The sequence below is a fragment of the Pacificimonas flava genome, from assembly GCF_000342165.1.
Classification (GTDB): Bacteria; Pseudomonadota; Alphaproteobacteria; order Sphingomonadales; family Sphingomonadaceae; genus Pacificimonas; species Pacificimonas flava.
This window is the reverse complement of record NZ_AMRV01000008.1, coordinates 131,338-148,128: the sequence shown is the minus strand read 5'-3', so window position 1 is coordinate 148,128 and position 16,791 is coordinate 131,338. Positions and strand designations below refer to the sequence as shown.

The following is a 16,791-nucleotide window of genomic DNA, read 5'->3' as shown; positions in this document are numbered from 1 at the left end:
TTCCCGCAGCGGCCCCATAGGCTGGTGGCCATAGCGTCTGTGCCCCACCCGGTCCCATCCCGAACCCGGCCGTGAAACCAGACAGCGCCGATGGTACTTATGCTTAAGCATTGGAAGAGTAGGTCGCCGCCAGCCTTTGCGGCCGCTGCCGGACACCGCGAAATTAGAACCAAACCCATTCACAAGACAACCGGCCCGCGCCCAGAACAGCGCACGCACCAACGGCCGGCATAACCCCCTCAGCGCGGGATGGAGCAGTCCGGTAGCTCGTCAGGCTCATAACCTGAAGGTCGCAGGTTCAAATCCTGCTCCCGCAACCAATCAAAACTCCCGAAATATACGCTATCGAACCGACATGCCCGAATACCGGATTCCGCCGGTAAAGGCGCAGGCCGGCAAGCTTATCCATGGCTTGCGATCCTTTCGCGGACGCATCTTAATACTCGCTTTACCCTAACGCTTAACCGCGTCGTTGCACTCGCTGACCTATCAGGGGCCTCATTCGAGGCCGTGACCGATAGGACCAGACGAAAATGGCGTCCCCCAGCAATTTCGAGCAGCTTCAGCTGGAGCTGATCAACCAGTTCCGCATGAATCCAGCCGGCGAGTATGACCGGCTGTTCGTGAACGGATTGCCGGCCACTCCGGAGATCGCGAGTGCCATAAACTATTTCGGCGTCGACCTTGCCGCGCTCAAGGCGCAGCTCAGCCAACTTACGAGCGTCGGGGCGCTGGCCTGGAGCAGCCAGTTGGCGAGCGCCGCCGAAGGCCACTCCCAGGTCATGATCGAGCAGGACGCGCAGACGCATCAGGCGGACGGCGAGCCCTCGCTGCGGGCGCGCACCGAGGCCACCGGCTATTCTGCGCAAAGTTACCTGGGCGAAAATGTCTATGCCTTCACCGAAGATGCGCTGCATGGTCATGCCGGCTTCGTCATCGACTGGGGCTACGACGAGGGTGACGATCTCAACGGCAATTTCGCATCGAACGGGGACGGCATTCAGGATCCCGCCGGACACCGCCACACGCTGATATCCTCCAACTATACGGAAATCGGCATTTCGGCGCTGGTGGAAACAGATTCCTCGACCGGTGTGGGCCCCTATGTCGTGACGCAGGATCTTGGCGGCCGCGTCGGATACAAGACGCAGTTCGTCGGCGTGGTTGCGGACGATCTCGATGGCGACTCCTTCTACGATATCGGCGAAGGGCTGGGCGAGGTGACGATCACGCTTCGCAACACCGCCACGGGAAGCATTGCCACGACGACCAGCTGGTCGTCCGGCGGATGGCAGATCGAGGTCCCGCACGGCACGTATCAGATCACCTTTTCCGGCGGTGGCCTCGCCAGCGACGTGACGAAGACAGCCACGCTGGGGGCCGGCGTGAATACAAAGGTCGACATTTATCAGCCGCTCGACCCGCTTTCGCTCGTGGCCGATACGATCACCGTCTCGGAGGACAAGGCGACCACGTTCGATCCGCTCGTCAATGACAGCGGCCGCGGCGCGCTGACGCTGGTATCGGTCAGTGAGGCCACGAACGGTACGGTGACGATCGGTACGGACGGGCGCGTGACGTACCGGCCGGATGCGAACTTCTTCGGCAGCGACCGTTTCACCTATATCGTGCGCGATTCAGCCGGCCGCACCAGCGAAGCGCTGGTGACGGTCGAGGTCACACCCGTCAATGACGGTCCCGTCATCGTCTATGTGAACGAGACCATCGAGGTGGCCGCCGATGCGGATGCTGGTACCCCTGTCGGCATCGCATTCCGCGCAACGGATATCGATGGCTACGTCACTGTTTCCCTGACGGGGGAAGCCACGCAGTTTTTCAAGCTGATCGTCGCCGATGCCGGCACGGGTCTCTATCGCCTCGTGGTCAAGGATGGTGCCGCCTTCGATGCCGAAGGCAATCCCCACATCAGCGGTACGATCAAGGTACTGGATGATGGCGGCGCGCAGATATCCCAGGGTTTCGTTGTTCCGGTCGTGCCCGTGCCCGAGACCCCGGCGCCCGGAAATGGGGAGGAGCCGGGCGGCGAAGAACCGGGGGCCGAACAACCGGGATCCGGCGATGCTGATGGCAGCGATGGCGACGACGATCAGGGCGGGGAGACCGATCCCGGCGAGGACGTGCCGGACGGGGAGCAGCCCGGTACGGAAGAGCCGGGTGAAGAGAATGACGGCGGAGACGGTGACGGCACCGACAATCCGGGCCAGGGAAATGACGGGGTCGGCGGCGAACAACCCGGGACGGAGGAGCCGGATCCGGAAGACGATAATGGCGATGACGGCGGCTCCGAGCAGCCTGGTCAAGGCGGAAACGGGGACGGCGGCCAGTCCGGGGATGGTGCCGGCCCGGGGGGAGAGACGCCAGGCGGCCAGCCGGCTCCTTCAGTCGTGGAACCGGATGCGGACAATGTCTACACGGCGAGCGCGGGCAGCGACATTTTCGCTGTGAAGGCTGGCGGCGCGACCATTCGCGGCGATCTCGCAAGCCTGTTTGGCGATCATGTCGAAGGGTTTGATTTCGACGACGGCGTCAACATCGTCGGCACACGTCTCGCCAGAAGCCAGTTCTTCTTCAACGACGACGGCACACTCTATATCGACGAGGATGGCGATGGCATCATCGACCCCGTGAGCGGACCGCGCATCTCGTTCGGCGACATGAGCGGCGGCGCCTTCCTTTCGGTTCGGGACAGTTCGGACACGTGGCTCGTCTACGAGCGCCTTCTGCCGACCCTGTCCGATGGGGAGAAAGTGGACGACAGCCTGATCAACGGCTTGTCCTTGCAGACCTTCCTTTCCGGACAGAACTCCTCGGATTTCTCGATCACGCTCGCCGAGGCGGGGGGCGGCTATCATAACAGCCTGGGCGTATACGAAGTCGACGCGAACGGGCGCATCGTCGATGTCCGCATGTTGTCGGCGGATGTCGTCCTGGATGCGGGTGAGACGTTCCTGGTGACCGATGTGGAGGCCGACCACCAACTAGGCTTCTTCCTGTTACAGGACGGTGCCCACCGTCTGTCGGAGGACGTATTCGCCAGCGATTCCCTGGCAATCGACACGAGCGGCGGACATGCCGTTCTCACCGATGCAGGTCGAAGCGTGGAGGGTGCGACGCTCTTCCTCAGTCACGATGCGTCGCTGAACCTCGACGGGACGCAGCATGTGCTATCCGGAGCATCGGAAACGCAGGACGGAGTCCTGAGGGTCGGCTTCGAGGATCTGGTCCGCGAAAGCGGCGGCGTCAGCGACGACGATTTCCAGGATGTGATCTTCGACGTGGCGGCGCTCGCGGACAATCCGCATGCGGAGCCGCTCTCCCTGCACAGCGATCCCATCATCGTCTGACAGTGTCGCATCGGTCCCGGGCGGCGGGTCAGGCGCATCTTATTCGGTGCGGCTGACCCGGACCTCCTGACGTTCGAGCGTTGCCGCGCCGTAGACGGTCAGGAAAGACACGTCCGCCGCGTCCCGCCCGACGCCGATTTTAGCAATGCCGTCGACAGGCGCCATGCCGGTCGGATCGACCAGATGCCAGCCGCCCTCCAGATAGACTTCCACCACCGCGTGGAAATCTTGCGGGTCGACACCCAGCGCATAAACGCTGACCATGCGCGCCGGGATGGCGGCCGCCCGTGAAAAGGCGATGAGAACGTGGGCATAGTCGCGGCAAATTCCGCGGCGCGACACAAAGGTGTCGACTGCCGTGGTCGCGGCGGAGCTGCTCCCCGGCGTATAGAGGAACTTGCGTTCGATCCAGCCGCGCATGGCCTGAATTCGCGCGCCGCCCGAGAGGTGGCCGAACTCGTCCTGTACGAAACTCTGGAAGCGGGTGAAATCGCAGTAGCGCGATCCCATCAGATATTTGACGGCATGGGCCGGCAGGTCGCTGACCGGCGTCTGGCGGAGATTCGTGCAATCGTCGGCAGGTCGGGTCACCTCTGCATCGGCCCGATAATGCGCTGTCAGTCTGGTGGATCGGCGCAGCCACATGCGTTCCCCGATCTGATCCTCTCCTGCGATGCGCACCCCGGCGCTGCCTTCGCCAATGTCCAGCGTGCTGTGTGCGAGGCTTTGATCGGAAAGGCCGGCGACCTCGATTTGGAGAAGAATGTCGGCGTCGCCGGACAAGGCATATTCGAGTTCGGATTCGACCTGGAGTTTCATGCTCCCTCAATGCGCATGAATAGCCTTTGTGCCGCAGGAAATACGAACCTGTCAGGCGCCCACGACCATGCGGCTGTTCCTCTTGAACGTAAGTTGGCTGAGGCGGATGAGCGCAAGGCTGAATATGAGGACGAGCGCCACATAGCCGAGGAAGAAAATCGGCGTGCCCGGAAGGATCGCGGCCTCCGATCCCCCACCCAGTTCGCCTGTCAGCACATAGGTATAGGCGACCTTGAAGGCTGCGATGAAATAGGCGTGGACGAAGAAAATGCCGAAGCTGACCTCTGCGATATAATCGAGGCGCGTGCCGACCCGGTGTTTGATGGCGTCGAGAGCGACGAGAAATACGGGTGCCCAGGCCAGTTTCTGCACCATCTGGAAATCATAGGGCAGGTCGGCCTTGTCGTTCCAAAGGACGAGAGCGAAGCCAACCGCGCCGATTGAGAAAAGCAGTGGCCACCAGCGTCGTGCCCAGGCCTCCAGCCGGTCATAGAAGTGGCTCCAGAACATGCCGAACAGATAAGCCGCGGCCAGATAGCGAGCCTTGTCGATCGGCCCCAGCGGTCCGTCGCGGCTGTAGAGAATGGAAATGACGAAGAGCGGCAGAATAAGGAAATACATCCATCGGGCTCTGTCGCCCCGCACCAGTAGCGGTGCGGCCAAATAGAAAGCAGAATAAGGAAATACATCCATCGGGCTCTGTCGCCCCGCACCAGTAGCGGTGCGGCCAAATAGAAAAGCGTGATGGTGGGAACGAACCAGAGCGGCGCGAGGTGCTTGCCAGTCAGCAGGAAAAGCCCGATCTGTTCCCAGATCGCAAGGTCGTAGAACCAGCTCCATACGCCCTCTCTTTGCGTGACGAGCGTGAAGACGAGAAGGGCCGGAACCGACATGATCAGGTATGGCATTATGACTGTGCGAAATTTCTGCTTCAGATAGCGCCGCGTTTCGTAACGCGGGCTGAGGAACTGAAACAGGAAACCGGCGATGAAGAAGAAGTAGATCGAAGCCTGATTGCAGATCGTGTCGACGACGCGGCCGAATGTCGGCCAGTCGGACCAGTCGAAGGACGGCACGGTATGCGCGCAGATGATCATCAGGATGGCGACGGCGCGGAAGATATGAACATTCTGCAGGAAGGTGCGCGCCGGCATCGCGCTCGCCTCGTAGGGCTTTTTCAAGCGCACGGGCGATGCCGCCGCAGCAGCGGCCGTTGCGGTGTCTGCCATCGATTCTTCTCCGCTCGACTGTGCCGATCGGCACGCTACGAATTCGACCCCCTGCTGCCTTTAGTGGAAGTCTCGGGACTTGGGAATGACGCGAACATCGCGGGGATGACGGCCCGCATGGCTGGGCAGGGGGCTGACCACATGGTCCGCGCGGGCCAAAGGAGCGCGTAACCGATCACCGGAAAGTTCGTCGAGGCGGGCGGTGTCGTCGACGATCTGCCGCGCCACCACATGGGTGACCGCCTCATCCATCTGAATGGTGCCGTGTACCGTCATCAGCCGGGCGCTCATCACCTGCTTTCGGTATGTGTTCAGCGTATCCGGCCAGACGACGAGATTCACGACACCGCTTTCATCCTCCAACGTCACGAACAGGACGCCCTTGGCGCTGCCCGGCCGCTGCCGGATCAGCACGATGCCGGACACGGACACATGCTGATTGAACCGGCAAGAGCGCAGATCCGCCGCACGCAGGAAGCCGGCCCGGGCATAGCCGGGGCGCAGAAATGTCATGGGATGGGCCTTCAGCGACAGGCGCATGGTCTGGTAATCGGCGACGACATGCTCCGAAAGCGGCGTTGCGGGCAGCAAGGCCGGCACATCCACCCCCTCATCGGCAGTGTCCGCATGAACGAACAGGGGCAGGTCGGGCGCGGCTTTCAGCGCGCGTGCATCCCACAGGGCTTGCCGCCGGTCTCGCCCCAGCGAACGAAAGGCGTCGGCGGCAGCCATGCGCTCTATGCCGGCGACGGACATGCCGCTCGCCGTGCGTAGCTGCGCCACCGAATCATAGGGGTGCCGCCGCCCACGCAGCAGGCGTGCCGCGTCGTCCTGTTTCAGGCCATCGATCTGACGCAGACCGAGGCGCAGGGCGAACCGATGGAGGCCGTGGTCCGGCCGCGCCGCGCCGGCGGGGTGGCCCCGCCTTCCCTCACAGGGTTCCAGGCTATTGTCCCAGTCGCTCATGTTCACGTCGGCGGGGCGCACCTCGACACCGTGTTCGCGGGCATCGCGGACGATCTGCGCGGGCGCATAGAAGCCCATGGGCTGGGAATTGAGGAGCGCGCAGGCGAAAACCTCGGGATAGTGGCATTTCAGCCAGCTGGAGACGTAGACAAGGTGCGCGAAGCTGGCGGCATGGCTTTCCGGAAAGCCATATTCTCCGAACCCCTCGATCTGGCTGAAGCAGCGGGCGGCGAATTCGGGATCGTAGCCGCGCTCTACCATGCGGCCGACCATCTTCTCCTTGTGATCCGACACCATGCCCCGCGAGCGGAAGGTCGCCATCGCCTTTCGCAACTGGTTCGCCTCGACGGACGAGAATTTGGCGGCGTCCATGGCGATCTTCATCGCCTGTTCCTGAAAGATCGGCACGCCGAGCGTGCGCTTCAGGATGTTTTCCAGCTCGTCCTGGGGCTCGCCGGGGCCGGGCCGCGGATAGACCACGGGTTCCTTTCCCTGGCGGCGGCGCAGATAGGGGTGGACCATATCGCCCTGGATGGGGCCGGGCCGCACGATCGCGACTTCGATGACGAGGTCGTAGAATTCCTTCGGCTTCAGGCGCGGCAGCATGTTCATCTGCGCGCGGCTTTCCACCTGAAACACGCCGAGGGAGTCGCCCTTCTGCAGCATGGCATAGGTGGCCTTGTCTTCGGGTGGCACCGTCGCCAGCGTATAGCGGCGGCCATAATGCGCGGCGATCAGGTCGAAACATTTGCGGATGCAGGTCAGCATGCCGAGTGCCAGCACGTCGACCTTCAAGATGCCCAGCGCCTCGATATCGTCCTTGTCCCATTCGATGAAGCTGCGATCCGGCATGGCGCCGTTGCCGACCACGACGCTTTCCACCAGCGGACCCTGCGTCAGCACGAAACCGCCCACATGCTGCGACAGGTGACGCGGCATGCCGATCAGTTGATCGGCGAGCGCAATGGTTCGGCGCAAATGCGGGTCGCTGAGGTCGAGGCCGGCCTCCGCCACCTTGTTCTCGTCGATCGAGGATCCCCATGATCCCCAGACCGTGCGGGCAAGGGCGGCAGTGATGTCCTCGGACAGGCCCATGACCTTGCCGACTTCGCGGATCGCCATGCGCGGGCGGTAGTGAATGACGGTCGCACAAAGCCCTGCGCGTTTGCGGCCGTAGCGCTCATAGATGTGTTGGATCACCTCCTCGCGCCGTTCATGCTCGAAGTCGACGTCGATGTCCGGCGGCTCCTTGCGCTCCTCGCTGATGAAGCGTTCGAAAAGGACCTCGTGCTTTGCCGGATCGACGGAGGTGATGCCCAGGCAGTAACAGACGGCGCTGTTCGCCGCCGACCCCCGGCCCTGACACAGAATATCGCGGCGACGCGCGAAGTTCACGATGTCCCGGATGGTCAGGAAATAGCGCGGGATGTCCAGCTTCGCGATCAGGCCGAGTTCGTGCCTTATCAGCTTCTGGACTTTCTCGGGTACGCCCTCCGGATAGCGGTAGAGGGCGCCGGCCCAGGTCAGGTCGGCCAGATACTCGTCCGGGCGAATGCCGGTCGGCACCACTTCCTCCGGATATTCGTAGCGCAGTTCGCCGAGGGAGAAGGTGCATGCATCGGCGATGATGCGCGTCTGGCGGATGGCGTCGGGCCAGTCTGCAAACAGGCGCACCATATCCGCCGGCGATTTCAGATGCCGCTCCGCATTCGCATCGAGGCGCGTACCGGCATCGAATATGGTGCACTTCTCGCGGATGCAGGTCATGACGTCCTGCAGCGGGCGGCGTTGGGGCACATGATAATGGACGTCGTTCACCGCGACGATACGCAGCCCGTGGGCCCGTGCGATCCGGTCCAGCCGCGCGATACGGCTCCGGTCGTTTCCGCGATAAAGATACGCCGCGGCCACATGGCCAAGGACCGGCAGCGCTTCGCACAGGCGCGGCAGATCGGCGGCGAAACCGTCCAGATCCTCTCCCGGTATGACGATCAGCACCGCGTCATCCGCGTGTCCCAGATGGACCGCGAGCTGCGCAAGATCGATTTCGCAGGCGCCTTTGTCCTGCCAGCTGCCGTCGGGCCGGCTCATCTTGCCGGCCGACAGAAGCGTGGTCAGCCGGCCATAGGCCGCGCGGGTCTTTGGATAGACGTAGAATGAGGGGGCGTCGGTCAGGTCGAGGCGGCAGCCCGTGATCGGCCGCAGCTTTGCCGTGTTCGCCTCCATCCAGTGCCGGACCGCGCCGGCCATGGAGTTGCGGTCGGCGATGCCGAGCGCGTCATAGCCGAGACAATGCGCGGTCAGCACCAGGTCGATGGGGTCGGAAGCGCCGCGCAGAAAGGAGAAGCTGCTGGTCACAGCCAGTTCGACATAGGGTGCCGGCGGGTTCGGCCGGAAATCCTCCGGATTGGCGATGGTGCGCTTGTCGGAGGTCGGGGGCGGATCGGGCATGGCGGATCAGGTTCATGAGGCGGGCGAGGGACGGGCGGCGGTGGATGGGGGCGGGGCTCAGAGGGTCAGCCGAACAGGCCCTGCACGAACCAGCGTGGCGCGCCGCCGCGGCCATCGCCCGGCACCCCCTCCCGAAACAGCCAGAAACGCCGCCCGCCTTCATCCTCGACCAGATAATAGTCGCGCAGGCGTACTGTGCTTTTTTCCCGCCACCATTCCGGGGCGATGCGCTCCGGACCCTCGCTCCTGACGATGCGGTGGGACTGGCGGCGCCAGGCAAGCCGCGCAGGGGGGCCTTCCGGCAAGGCGTAGAGGACCTCCGCTTCCTCCGGCCGGGACAGGAGGCGCGGCGGACGTGGCGGCCGGTGGCGCGACAGGGACGCCGATTCGGAAGGAGTGGAGATGGGGGCCTGCACCTCTTCCCGCGTCTCGGCACGCTCGGGCACATGGCTGCCGCGCGGTCTCAGCCGGCTGACATTCGCGCTGCCGAGACGCGCCATGAGCCGGTCGAGGAGTGTGGTCAGCGCGCTTTCCGCCCTGTCCTCTCCCGCCAATCCCCCCTGATGGGCGGAAAGCGCTTCATGGGCCGCCGCCTCCAGCGTCATGGCATCGAAACCGAAACCCGGATCGAGACGGGGCAGATCCTCCGCGAACAATCGTGTCAAATGGGCCGGGTCGCGGCTGGGTGTGGAGGTGCGGGCCTCCAGCCACGCGGTGCCGCCATCGGTGCGATACCCTGTCAGGCGCAAGTGCCGCGCGCCGCGCGCGGCGGTGCCCAGGCGACCGGTCAGATCCAGCATCAGATCGCCGAGGACATTCTCTATACCGGCGAGGTCGCCGATGGGCTCTGCAAGACGCCGCGCGGCCCGCAGCGGGGGGGCGGGGCGACCCGGGACAAGCGGTTCCGCCAGCCGCCCCATGGCCTGATCCAGCCGCAAGACAGGGTTGGCGTCCGGCGTCTCCGCCCGGCGGAAGCGTCGAACCAGGGCCTCTCGCGGTATGGCCGCCAGGGCACCGATGGTCTTCAGGCCCAGCCGCTCGAGCAGCAGCACCGTGTCGGGGTGCAGGCGCAGCGATGCGGCTGGCAGGGGCGCGAGGCAGTCTTGTGTTTGCTCGTCGCGGCACAGCAGAAGACGCCGGCCGCCATAGCGGGCCAGCGCCCAGGCGGCGCCCGGGGTGGCGGCGGCGGCGGCGCGAATCCGTAGTCCTGCCCGGCCGAAGGCTTCTCTCATCTCGCGCAGCAGGGCGCCCTCTCCGCCGGCAAGATGCGCCGATCCGCTAATGTCGAGGAAGATGCCGTCCGCTCCGTCGGTCTGCGTCCAGGGACACCAGCGCCGGGCCCAGACGGCCAGACGCTGTAGCGCTGCGGTTTCCGCGGACGGGTCCGCATCCTCCACGCACAAGTTCGGGACCAGCGCGCGAATGTCCGTTATCCGCGCGCCGCGTTTCAGCCCCAGCCGGCAGGCCGTCCTGTCCATGTCGTGGATGATGGGACCGTGCGGACCCTGGACGGCGAGGACCAACGGACGGCGATCTGCCGTCCGCACGTCCGGTTCAGGCCGCGCCGCGCAGGGGAAGGTCGCCTCTGCCTGCCTGCGCGTCCAGAGGTCGATGGGCAGGTGGGGCAGCCATATGGATATGATGCGCCGACCCGTCATAGCGCGCATGCCACAGGCCGGGCCGGCGGCCGCGTGCCCGGAACAGATCCGCCTGCCACAGGGGCGCGCCGGGGGCCTTCGGATCGAATGTCGCGGGCGGCGAGGGCAGGGCGGCAATCCGCCACCGTCGCCGTGCAGCGGACAGGCCGGCCTGCGCGTTCCAGCGGATCAGAAAGGCATGAATCCCGCTTGCCTCTGCGCGGCGCAGCAGGCGCTTGGTCGCGGTGAAGTCCAGCGCGCGCGGATCGCCCCACATTTCCCCGATCACGGCGCCGAGGCCGCTGCACCTTAACCCTTCCTCCAGCGCCCAGAGCACGTCCGGAGCCCCCCGTCCGCAGGCCAGCACGAGCCGGTCGGGAGAGAGGCCGTAGGATGCCAGACCCGGCCCGTAGGGCATGCCGGCTTCCAGCGCGCTCACACGGTCCTGCACCCAGAGGACAGACCCCTGACGCGGCAATTGTGCGAGCGTAAAGGCAATGGCCGCGCCTTCCTGCGCCGAACCGAATATTTCGGTCAGCGTCGGCTGTCCCGGCAAATCCGGTGCTTGGCTGGCAAATCCCGATTCGCTCGGTTCCGGCGCCAGCATGGCGGCACGGCAAGTGCCCGGCAGGGCAGCGGTTTCTCGGGAAGACTTCATACATTTCGAACGCCATTGTTCATGATTTGTTCTTTGCATGAATCCAAAAAGCACGCTCCGAGTCAATCGGCCTTGCATGGGGTTTCCCCTGCAAGGCCGACAAGCGGCGGAAAGCCGCCAGTTCAGGGTTTCAAAATCAGCTCGTGGCCGGCTGGGTAATGGGAACGATGCGAATTTCGACTCTGCGGTTCAGCGCTTTGCCGGCTTCGGTGTCGTTGCTGGCGACAGGATCGAGCTCGCCGCGACCCAGCGTTGCCAGGCGAACCCGCCTTACGCCCTTCGCAGCGAAATAATTGGCGACGCTCTCGGCCCGGCGCTGCGACAAGGTCATGTTGTAGACGTCCGCACCGCTGGAATCGGTATGGCCGATCACGTCGACATAGCTTTGCTGGTATGTCGCCAGCACCTGCGCGATGGAATCGAGCGTGCGCCGGAAACCGGGGCCGATCACCGCCTCGTTGACGCCGAAGGTCGACGCCCCCGGCATGGTCAGGAGTAGGGCACCCGCTTCCCGGTTCACGGTCACGCCGGCCGCGCGGCCGATCTCCTGCAGCCGGGCCTCCTGCAGGTCCAGATAGGGTTCCACCTGGGTTGCCGGCAGCGGCGCCACCGATCCGTCGGCACGGATGATGTCGAAGCGGTCGGCCACCCCGCCGATCAGCGGCGCGGATCGCGCCGCCACGGAGGCTGACGGCGCCGGGGCAGGGGCCGGAACCCGCTGCGGCGCATTGCTTTGTCCGGCCGGCGGCGTACAGGCTGCGAGTGCCAGAACGACGATGGCCATGGCCGCGCCGCTCAGCGGCCGCCCAATCCCCTTCATGCGAAAGCCCCCGATCACGCGTTTAAGCCGCCGGTTCTTCGGTTACGGGCACGACCTTGATCTCGACACGGCGGTTCTGGGCCTTGCCGCTGGCCGTGTCGTTGCTTGCGACGGGCTGCGTCTCTCCGAAACCGCGTGTTGCGATCCGCTGGCGAAGCACGCCGTCCTGCACCAGATAATTGGCGACGCTTTCCGCGCGCTGTTCGGACAGGCGCTGGTTGAAGGCGTCCGACCCATCGGAATCGGTATGGCCGTAAACGTCGACGAAGCTGCGGTCATATTCCGTCAGAACGCCCGCAACCTTGTCGAGCGTGGGGCGGAATTCCGGCGTGATGGTATAGGAACCGGAAGAGAAGGTGACCTGGCTGGGAATGTTGAGAAGCAGCGAATCGCCGGTGTTCGTCACTTCGATGCCGGTGCCCTGCGTTGCCTCCTCCATCTTCTTCTTCTGGTTTTCCAGATAGACGCCGACCGCGCTGCCGGCGACCGCGCCGATACCGGTGCCGACGAGCACCTCTGTCCGATTGCTCTTGCCGCCGAGAATGGCACCAAGGCCGGCACCGACACCGGCGCCGAGCGCGCCTGTGTACACGGCCTGATTGACCCGGCGTTCCCCCGTAACGGGATCGGTGACGCAGGCGGTGAGAGCGAAACTGGCTGTCGCAGCCATGAGAAGCGAAGCGGAAATAGCGCGCATGGAATATCCTTTCTGGAATCTGCGTAGCATGACCGCATCTACGAAGGGTAGACCCGCCGGTTCCCGGCAGGCTTCCTTCCCGAACAAATCGTTCCGCTCTATGCGCTTGATGTCGCCAATCGCGCGGAACGTCGCTATGGACCGTTCAGCCCATGTCAGATTTTCCCTGGTCCGACCTTCTCATTATCCTGGCCCTGATCGCCGCGAACGGCGTCTTCGCCATGTCCGAAATGTGCATTGTTTCCTCGCGGGAGGCACGGCTGCAGGCGATGGTCAATCGCGGCAAGGCCGGTTCGGAAATCGCCCTGCGCCTGCACCGGGAGCCGGGGCCGTTCCTGTCGACGGTCCAGATCGGTATAACGCTCGTCGGGATCATCAACGGTCTGTATTCCGGGGCCACACTGACGGAACCGCTCGCCCAGTTCCTTGCCGGTACGCCCATTCCCGCGAGCGTTGCCGACAATGTGGGCATCATCATCGTCGTCGGGACGATCACCTATCTGACACTGACCATCGGTGAGCTCGTGCCGAAACAACTCGCGCTGCAATCGCCCGAGGCGGTGGCTTGTATCATCGCGCCGCCCATGGCCATTCTGGCGAAGATCGCCGGTCCCCTCGTCTGGTTCCTGGACAATTCCACGAATGTTCTGCTGCGCTTGGTGGGCGGATCCGAGCGGGCGGAGCAGCGTGTCACGGCGGAGGAGCTGCGCCTCTTGGTGGCGGAAGCGCAGCAATCCGGCGCCATCGAGGAATCGGAGCGCCTGATGATTTCCGGGGTCATGCGCCTTGCCGACCGGCCGGTCCGGGGAGTCATGACACCCCGGACGGAGGTTGATTGGCTGGACGTCGATGCGGACGAGCAGACCGTGCGCCAGCATCTGATCGACAGCCCGCATACGCGCCTTCCGGTCGCCGAAGGGGCCGTGGACCGCATTTTGGGCGTCATTCAGGCGCGCGATGTGCTCGCGGCCGTCCTTGCGGGCGCGCCCCTCGATCTGCGCACGCTGATGATGTCGGCGCCGCGTATCCCGGACGTGATGGATGCGTCCGACGCGCTCGATATTCTTCGCCGCGCGGAAATCCCCATGGGTCTGGTCCATGACGAATACGGACATTTCGAAGGCGTGCTGACGCCGTCCGACCTTTTGTCCGCCATTGCCGGCGTCTTCGCCTCGGACGTCGATGAGGGGGAGGAGGAGCGCGCGGTCGAGCGCGGTGACGGCTCCTGGCTGCTTGCGGGATCGATGCACGCCGACGAAATGGCCGACATTCTGGATATTACGATCCCGGACCCGGACGACCGGGATTTCGAGACCGTGGCCGGCTTCGCGCTTGCTGTCCTGACTCACATTCCCGAGACTGGTGAAAACTTCGAATTCGGCGGCTGCCGCTTCGAAATCATCGATCTGGACGGTCACAAGATCGACAAGGTTCTGGCCACGCCGCTGCGCCTCGACGAGACGCCTGAGGAATAGCGCCGGGGCGCCGACCGGCGCGCTCGATCCGCGCTACGCCAGCGCCTCTTCCAGCAGGCCGGTAAAGTCACGCCAGGACCGGCGGTCGGCATGGGCGTCATAGGCGATGCCGCTGTCCCGGTCGTCGGCATCCTCCCGCGTGAAGGCGTGCACGGCATGGCCATATCCGGTCAGGTACCAGTCGGCCTTGCGGCGCGTCAGTTCCTCGCCCAGCGCGACGACGTGATCGGGCGGCGCCATCGGATCGGCCCAGCCGTGATAGACCGCGACCGTCGCCCTGATTTCCCTCTCGTCGAGACCCTCCGGTGCGGAGAGGAGGCCATGGAAGCTGGCGCAGGCGCGAATATCCGCGCCGCTGCGGGCAAGGTCGATGGCGCAGAGGCCGCCGAAGCAGAAGCCCGCTGTCGCAATCCGGTCGGCGTCCACCTCGTCCAGGTCGCGCGCGGCCGCCAACGTCGCCTCAAGCCGTGTGCGAAGGCGGGCGCGATCGTCCGTCAGCGGCGTCATCAGCGCTTCGTTTTCCGCGGTGTCGCGGCCCCGCCGCGCATCCCCGTAGAGATCGCAGGCGATCGCGGCGTAGCCGAGCGCGGCGAGCCTTTCCGCGAACGTCTCTTCGGAGGGGGAGCGGCCCGACCATTGCGGAAAGATCAGGACCGCGGCGAACGGAGCCTCCCCCTCGGGCGTCACGAGCAGGCTTCGCAGCGTGATGCCATCCGTCTCGATCTCGAATTCGCGCCGCTTGGTCATCACGCCCCCGCTTTCTTTGCCTGTTCCCATGCCAACTGCGCCAGTGGCACGAACCGCTCGGCCATGGCGGCGGCATGTTTATTCGATGCGGTGCCGCGAATATAGCGCCCCTTGATGCCGTGGATGATCGCGGCAAGCCGGAACATGTTGTAGGCCATGTAGAAATTCACGTCGGGGATCTCTTTTAGCCCGGTCCGCTCGGAATAGGCGCGCACATAGTCTTCCTCGGTCGGGATGCCGAGTTCGCCAAGGTCGCGATCGACGAGACCCGCGGTTTCCTGCGGCGGCATACGGTACATCATCAGGTGATAGGTGAAGTCCGCAACCGGATCGCCGAGCGTCGACAATTCCCAGTCCAGCACGGCGATGACCTTCGGCTCCGTCGGGTGGAACACCATGTTGTCGCAGCGATAATCCCCGTGCACGACGCGCGCCGCGCCCTCTGGCGGGATGTTTGCAGGAAGCCATTCGCAAAGCGCGTCCATTTCGGGAATGTGGCCGGCCTGCTCATCGGCCTTGTACTGCCCGCCCCATCGCCCGATCTGGCGGGCGAGATAATCCTGCTTCTTGCCGTAATCGCCCAGGCCGATAGCGTCGGGATCGAAATTGTGCAGCTGCGCGATGGTGGCGTTCATCGCGTCGAAATAGGCACGACGCTCCTCTCGCGGAACTTCGGGAAAGGTCGTGTCCCAGAAGATCCGGCCCTCGACCATATCCATGACATAGAACCACGTGCCGATAACGTCTTCGTCCGTGCACAGGCCATAGGTGCGCGGCGCGGGAAACCCCTGCGCATGAAGCGCCGTGATGACCTTGTACTCCCGGTCGACGGCGTGCGCGGACTTCAGGAGCTTGCCCGGCGGCTTGCGGCGCAGCACATAGGATTTTCCCGGCGTTTGCAGTTTGTAGGTCGGGTTCGACTGACCGCCCTTGAACTGCGAGACGGAAAGCGGTCCGGCGAACCCCTCGACATTGACCGTCATCCACCGCTCGAGGCTTGCCTCGTCGAACCGGTGCGCCTCGCGCACCTCCTGCGTGCCGGAAAACTGTTCCTGCCGCTCTGCCATCCAATACTCTCCCAGATCGTTCCGGTTTATCTCTCGCATGTCGCAGACGGCGCGAACATTGGCCGAAAAGAGAGGCGCCGCGCTCGCGCATATCCAGGATGGGGCGGCGTGTTCGTGAATGTCGGCAATCTTTACAATTGATTAGGCCGTTAAGTTGACATCGGCGGAATTGCGGGACTGGCCCGCCCCTTGCTTCCTGTGTCGCAGGGTCGAGCCATGGAAGAGTAGGAATGATCATGTTCAATGGTACGAAGACCCTCGCGACAGCCGCAGCCGCCTTGCTTTTCGCCATCCCCGCTGGCGCCGTAACCATCAACTTCGACGAACTCGCCTATGATGGCGGCAGCGCGCAATTCGTCGGCTCGCCTTACAGCGCGCAGGGCTATACCTTTACCAGCACGGGCGGCGTGCTCGGGGATCTGCTGCCGATCACGCGCTACCTCGTCTATGGCAACCAGAGCCCGTCACAGGTCGATCCGAACGGTGCTGCGCTGGTTTCCAACCGGGAAGGGGCGCTCAATACCCTGACCCGTAACGATGGCGGCCTGTTCGATTTCACCTTCATCGATCTCGCCGGAACGATGAACTTTGGCGGTGTCGGCGGCACGGTTCGCTTCTACGCCAATGACAATGCCTCTTCGTTTTTCGATCTCGACTTCGCCAGCGATACGGAGCTGACCACGTTCGCCCTGCCGTTCACCAGCGTCGAAAGCGTCACCTTCTTCGGCATTGGCGATACGCCGTTCTTCAATTTCGACAATGTCGAGGTGTCAGCCGCCGTGCCGGCCCCGGCTGCGTTTGGCCTTCTTGGGCTAGGGATTGCCGGGCTGGTCGCGGTGAGGCGTCGCCGCTTCGTCTGA

General features: G+C 64.3%; 13 protein-coding genes, 1 tRNA gene and 1 rRNA gene. 5 read left to right on the top strand and 10 right to left on the bottom strand.

Going from position 1 to position 16,791, the window contains the following annotated elements; all coding sequences use genetic code 11:
• The first annotated feature begins 20 nt into the window (after positions 1 to 20).
• The 3 genes from rrf to C725_RS11680 all read left to right on the top strand — a co-directional run bounded on the left by rrf (position 21) and on the right by C725_RS11680 (position 3,365).
• Positions 21 to 135: ribosomal RNA gene (rrf, locus tag C725_RS11690) — 5S ribosomal RNA — on the top strand.
• A 108-nt stretch (positions 136 to 243) separates the two neighbouring features.
• Positions 244 to 320, top strand: a tRNA-Met gene (locus tag C725_RS11685).
• 213 nt (positions 321 to 533) lie between these two features.
• Positions 534 to 3,365, top strand: a complete 2,832-nt coding sequence (locus tag C725_RS11680; protein WP_008603216.1) for an Ig-like domain-containing protein — start codon at positions 534 to 536, stop codon at positions 3,363 to 3,365.
• Positions 3,366 to 3,404: 39 nt separating this feature from the next.
• Here the strand turns inward: C725_RS11680 and C725_RS11675 are convergent, their stop codons facing one another.
• From C725_RS11675 to C725_RS11645, 8 genes are all read right to left on the bottom strand, one after another.
• Positions 3,405 to 4,184 (bottom strand): transglutaminase-like domain-containing protein, encoded by a 780-nt coding sequence (locus tag C725_RS11675; protein ID WP_008603213.1) that lies wholly within the window; start codon positions 4,182 to 4,184, stop codon positions 3,405 to 3,407.
• Positions 4,185 to 4,235: 51 nt separating this feature from the next.
• A complete protein-coding gene (locus C725_RS16950; RefSeq protein ID WP_200858609.1) occupies positions 4,236 to 4,400 on the bottom strand; it encodes a hypothetical protein in 165 nt (54 codons plus the stop codon).
• Complete coding sequence (locus C725_RS16945; protein WP_420804924.1) at positions 4,394 to 5,281, bottom strand: acyltransferase family protein; 888 nt, start codon at positions 5,279 to 5,281, stop codon at positions 4,394 to 4,396. Before C725_RS16945 ends, C725_RS16950 begins: the two co-directional genes overlap by 7 nt.
• A gap of 192 nt (positions 5,282 to 5,473) precedes the next feature.
• A complete protein-coding gene (locus C725_RS11665) occupies positions 5,474 to 8,830 on the bottom strand; it encodes an error-prone DNA polymerase (RefSeq protein WP_008603209.1) in 3,357 nt (1,118 codons plus the stop codon).
• 65 nt (positions 8,831 to 8,895) lie between these two features.
• Positions 8,896 to 10,488, bottom strand: a complete 1,593-nt coding sequence (locus tag C725_RS11660) for a Y-family DNA polymerase (protein ID WP_038283052.1) — start codon at positions 10,486 to 10,488, stop codon at positions 8,896 to 8,898.
• The gene (locus C725_RS11655; RefSeq protein ID WP_008603205.1) at positions 10,385 to 11,125 is read right to left on the bottom strand and encodes an ImuA family protein; all 741 of its coding nucleotides are present in this window, start codon (positions 11,123 to 11,125) and stop codon (positions 10,385 to 10,387) included. The genes C725_RS11660 and C725_RS11655 overlap by 104 nt, the downstream gene beginning before the upstream one ends.
• Before the next feature lie 136 nt (positions 11,126 to 11,261).
• On the bottom strand, positions 11,262 to 11,945 hold the full coding sequence (locus C725_RS11650; RefSeq protein ID WP_149864657.1) for an OmpA family protein: 684 nt from the start codon (positions 11,943 to 11,945) through the stop codon (positions 11,262 to 11,264).
• Positions 11,946 to 11,967: 22 nt separating this feature from the next.
• Complete coding sequence (locus C725_RS11645; RefSeq protein ID WP_008603199.1) at positions 11,968 to 12,642, bottom strand: YiaD family glycine zipper/OmpA-like lipoprotein; 675 nt, start codon at positions 12,640 to 12,642, stop codon at positions 11,968 to 11,970.
• A 152-nt stretch (positions 12,643 to 12,794) separates the two neighbouring features.
• Here C725_RS11645 and C725_RS11640 point away from each other — a divergent pair, with 152 nt between their 5' ends.
• Positions 12,795 to 14,117, top strand: coding sequence for a hemolysin family protein (locus C725_RS11640; protein ID WP_008603197.1), 1,323 nt, complete (start codon positions 12,795 to 12,797; stop codon positions 14,115 to 14,117).
• A gap of 33 nt (positions 14,118 to 14,150) precedes the next feature.
• On the opposite strand, the gene C725_RS11635 is transcribed toward C725_RS11640, so the two are convergent.
• Both C725_RS11635 and C725_RS11630 read right to left on the bottom strand, forming a co-directional pair.
• Complete coding sequence (locus tag C725_RS11635; RefSeq protein ID WP_008603195.1) at positions 14,151 to 14,864, bottom strand: dienelactone hydrolase family protein; 714 nt, start codon at positions 14,862 to 14,864, stop codon at positions 14,151 to 14,153.
• Positions 14,864 to 15,931, bottom strand: coding sequence for a phosphotransferase (locus tag C725_RS11630; protein WP_008603193.1), 1,068 nt, complete (start codon positions 15,929 to 15,931; stop codon positions 14,864 to 14,866). The genes C725_RS11635 and C725_RS11630 overlap by 1 nt, the downstream gene beginning before the upstream one ends.
• 230 nt (positions 15,932 to 16,161) lie before the next feature.
• On the opposite strand from C725_RS11630, the gene C725_RS11625 reads away from it, so the two are divergent.
• On the top strand, positions 16,162 to 16,791 hold the full coding sequence (locus C725_RS11625; RefSeq protein WP_008603191.1) for a PEP-CTERM sorting domain-containing protein: 630 nt from the start codon (positions 16,162 to 16,164) through the stop codon (positions 16,789 to 16,791).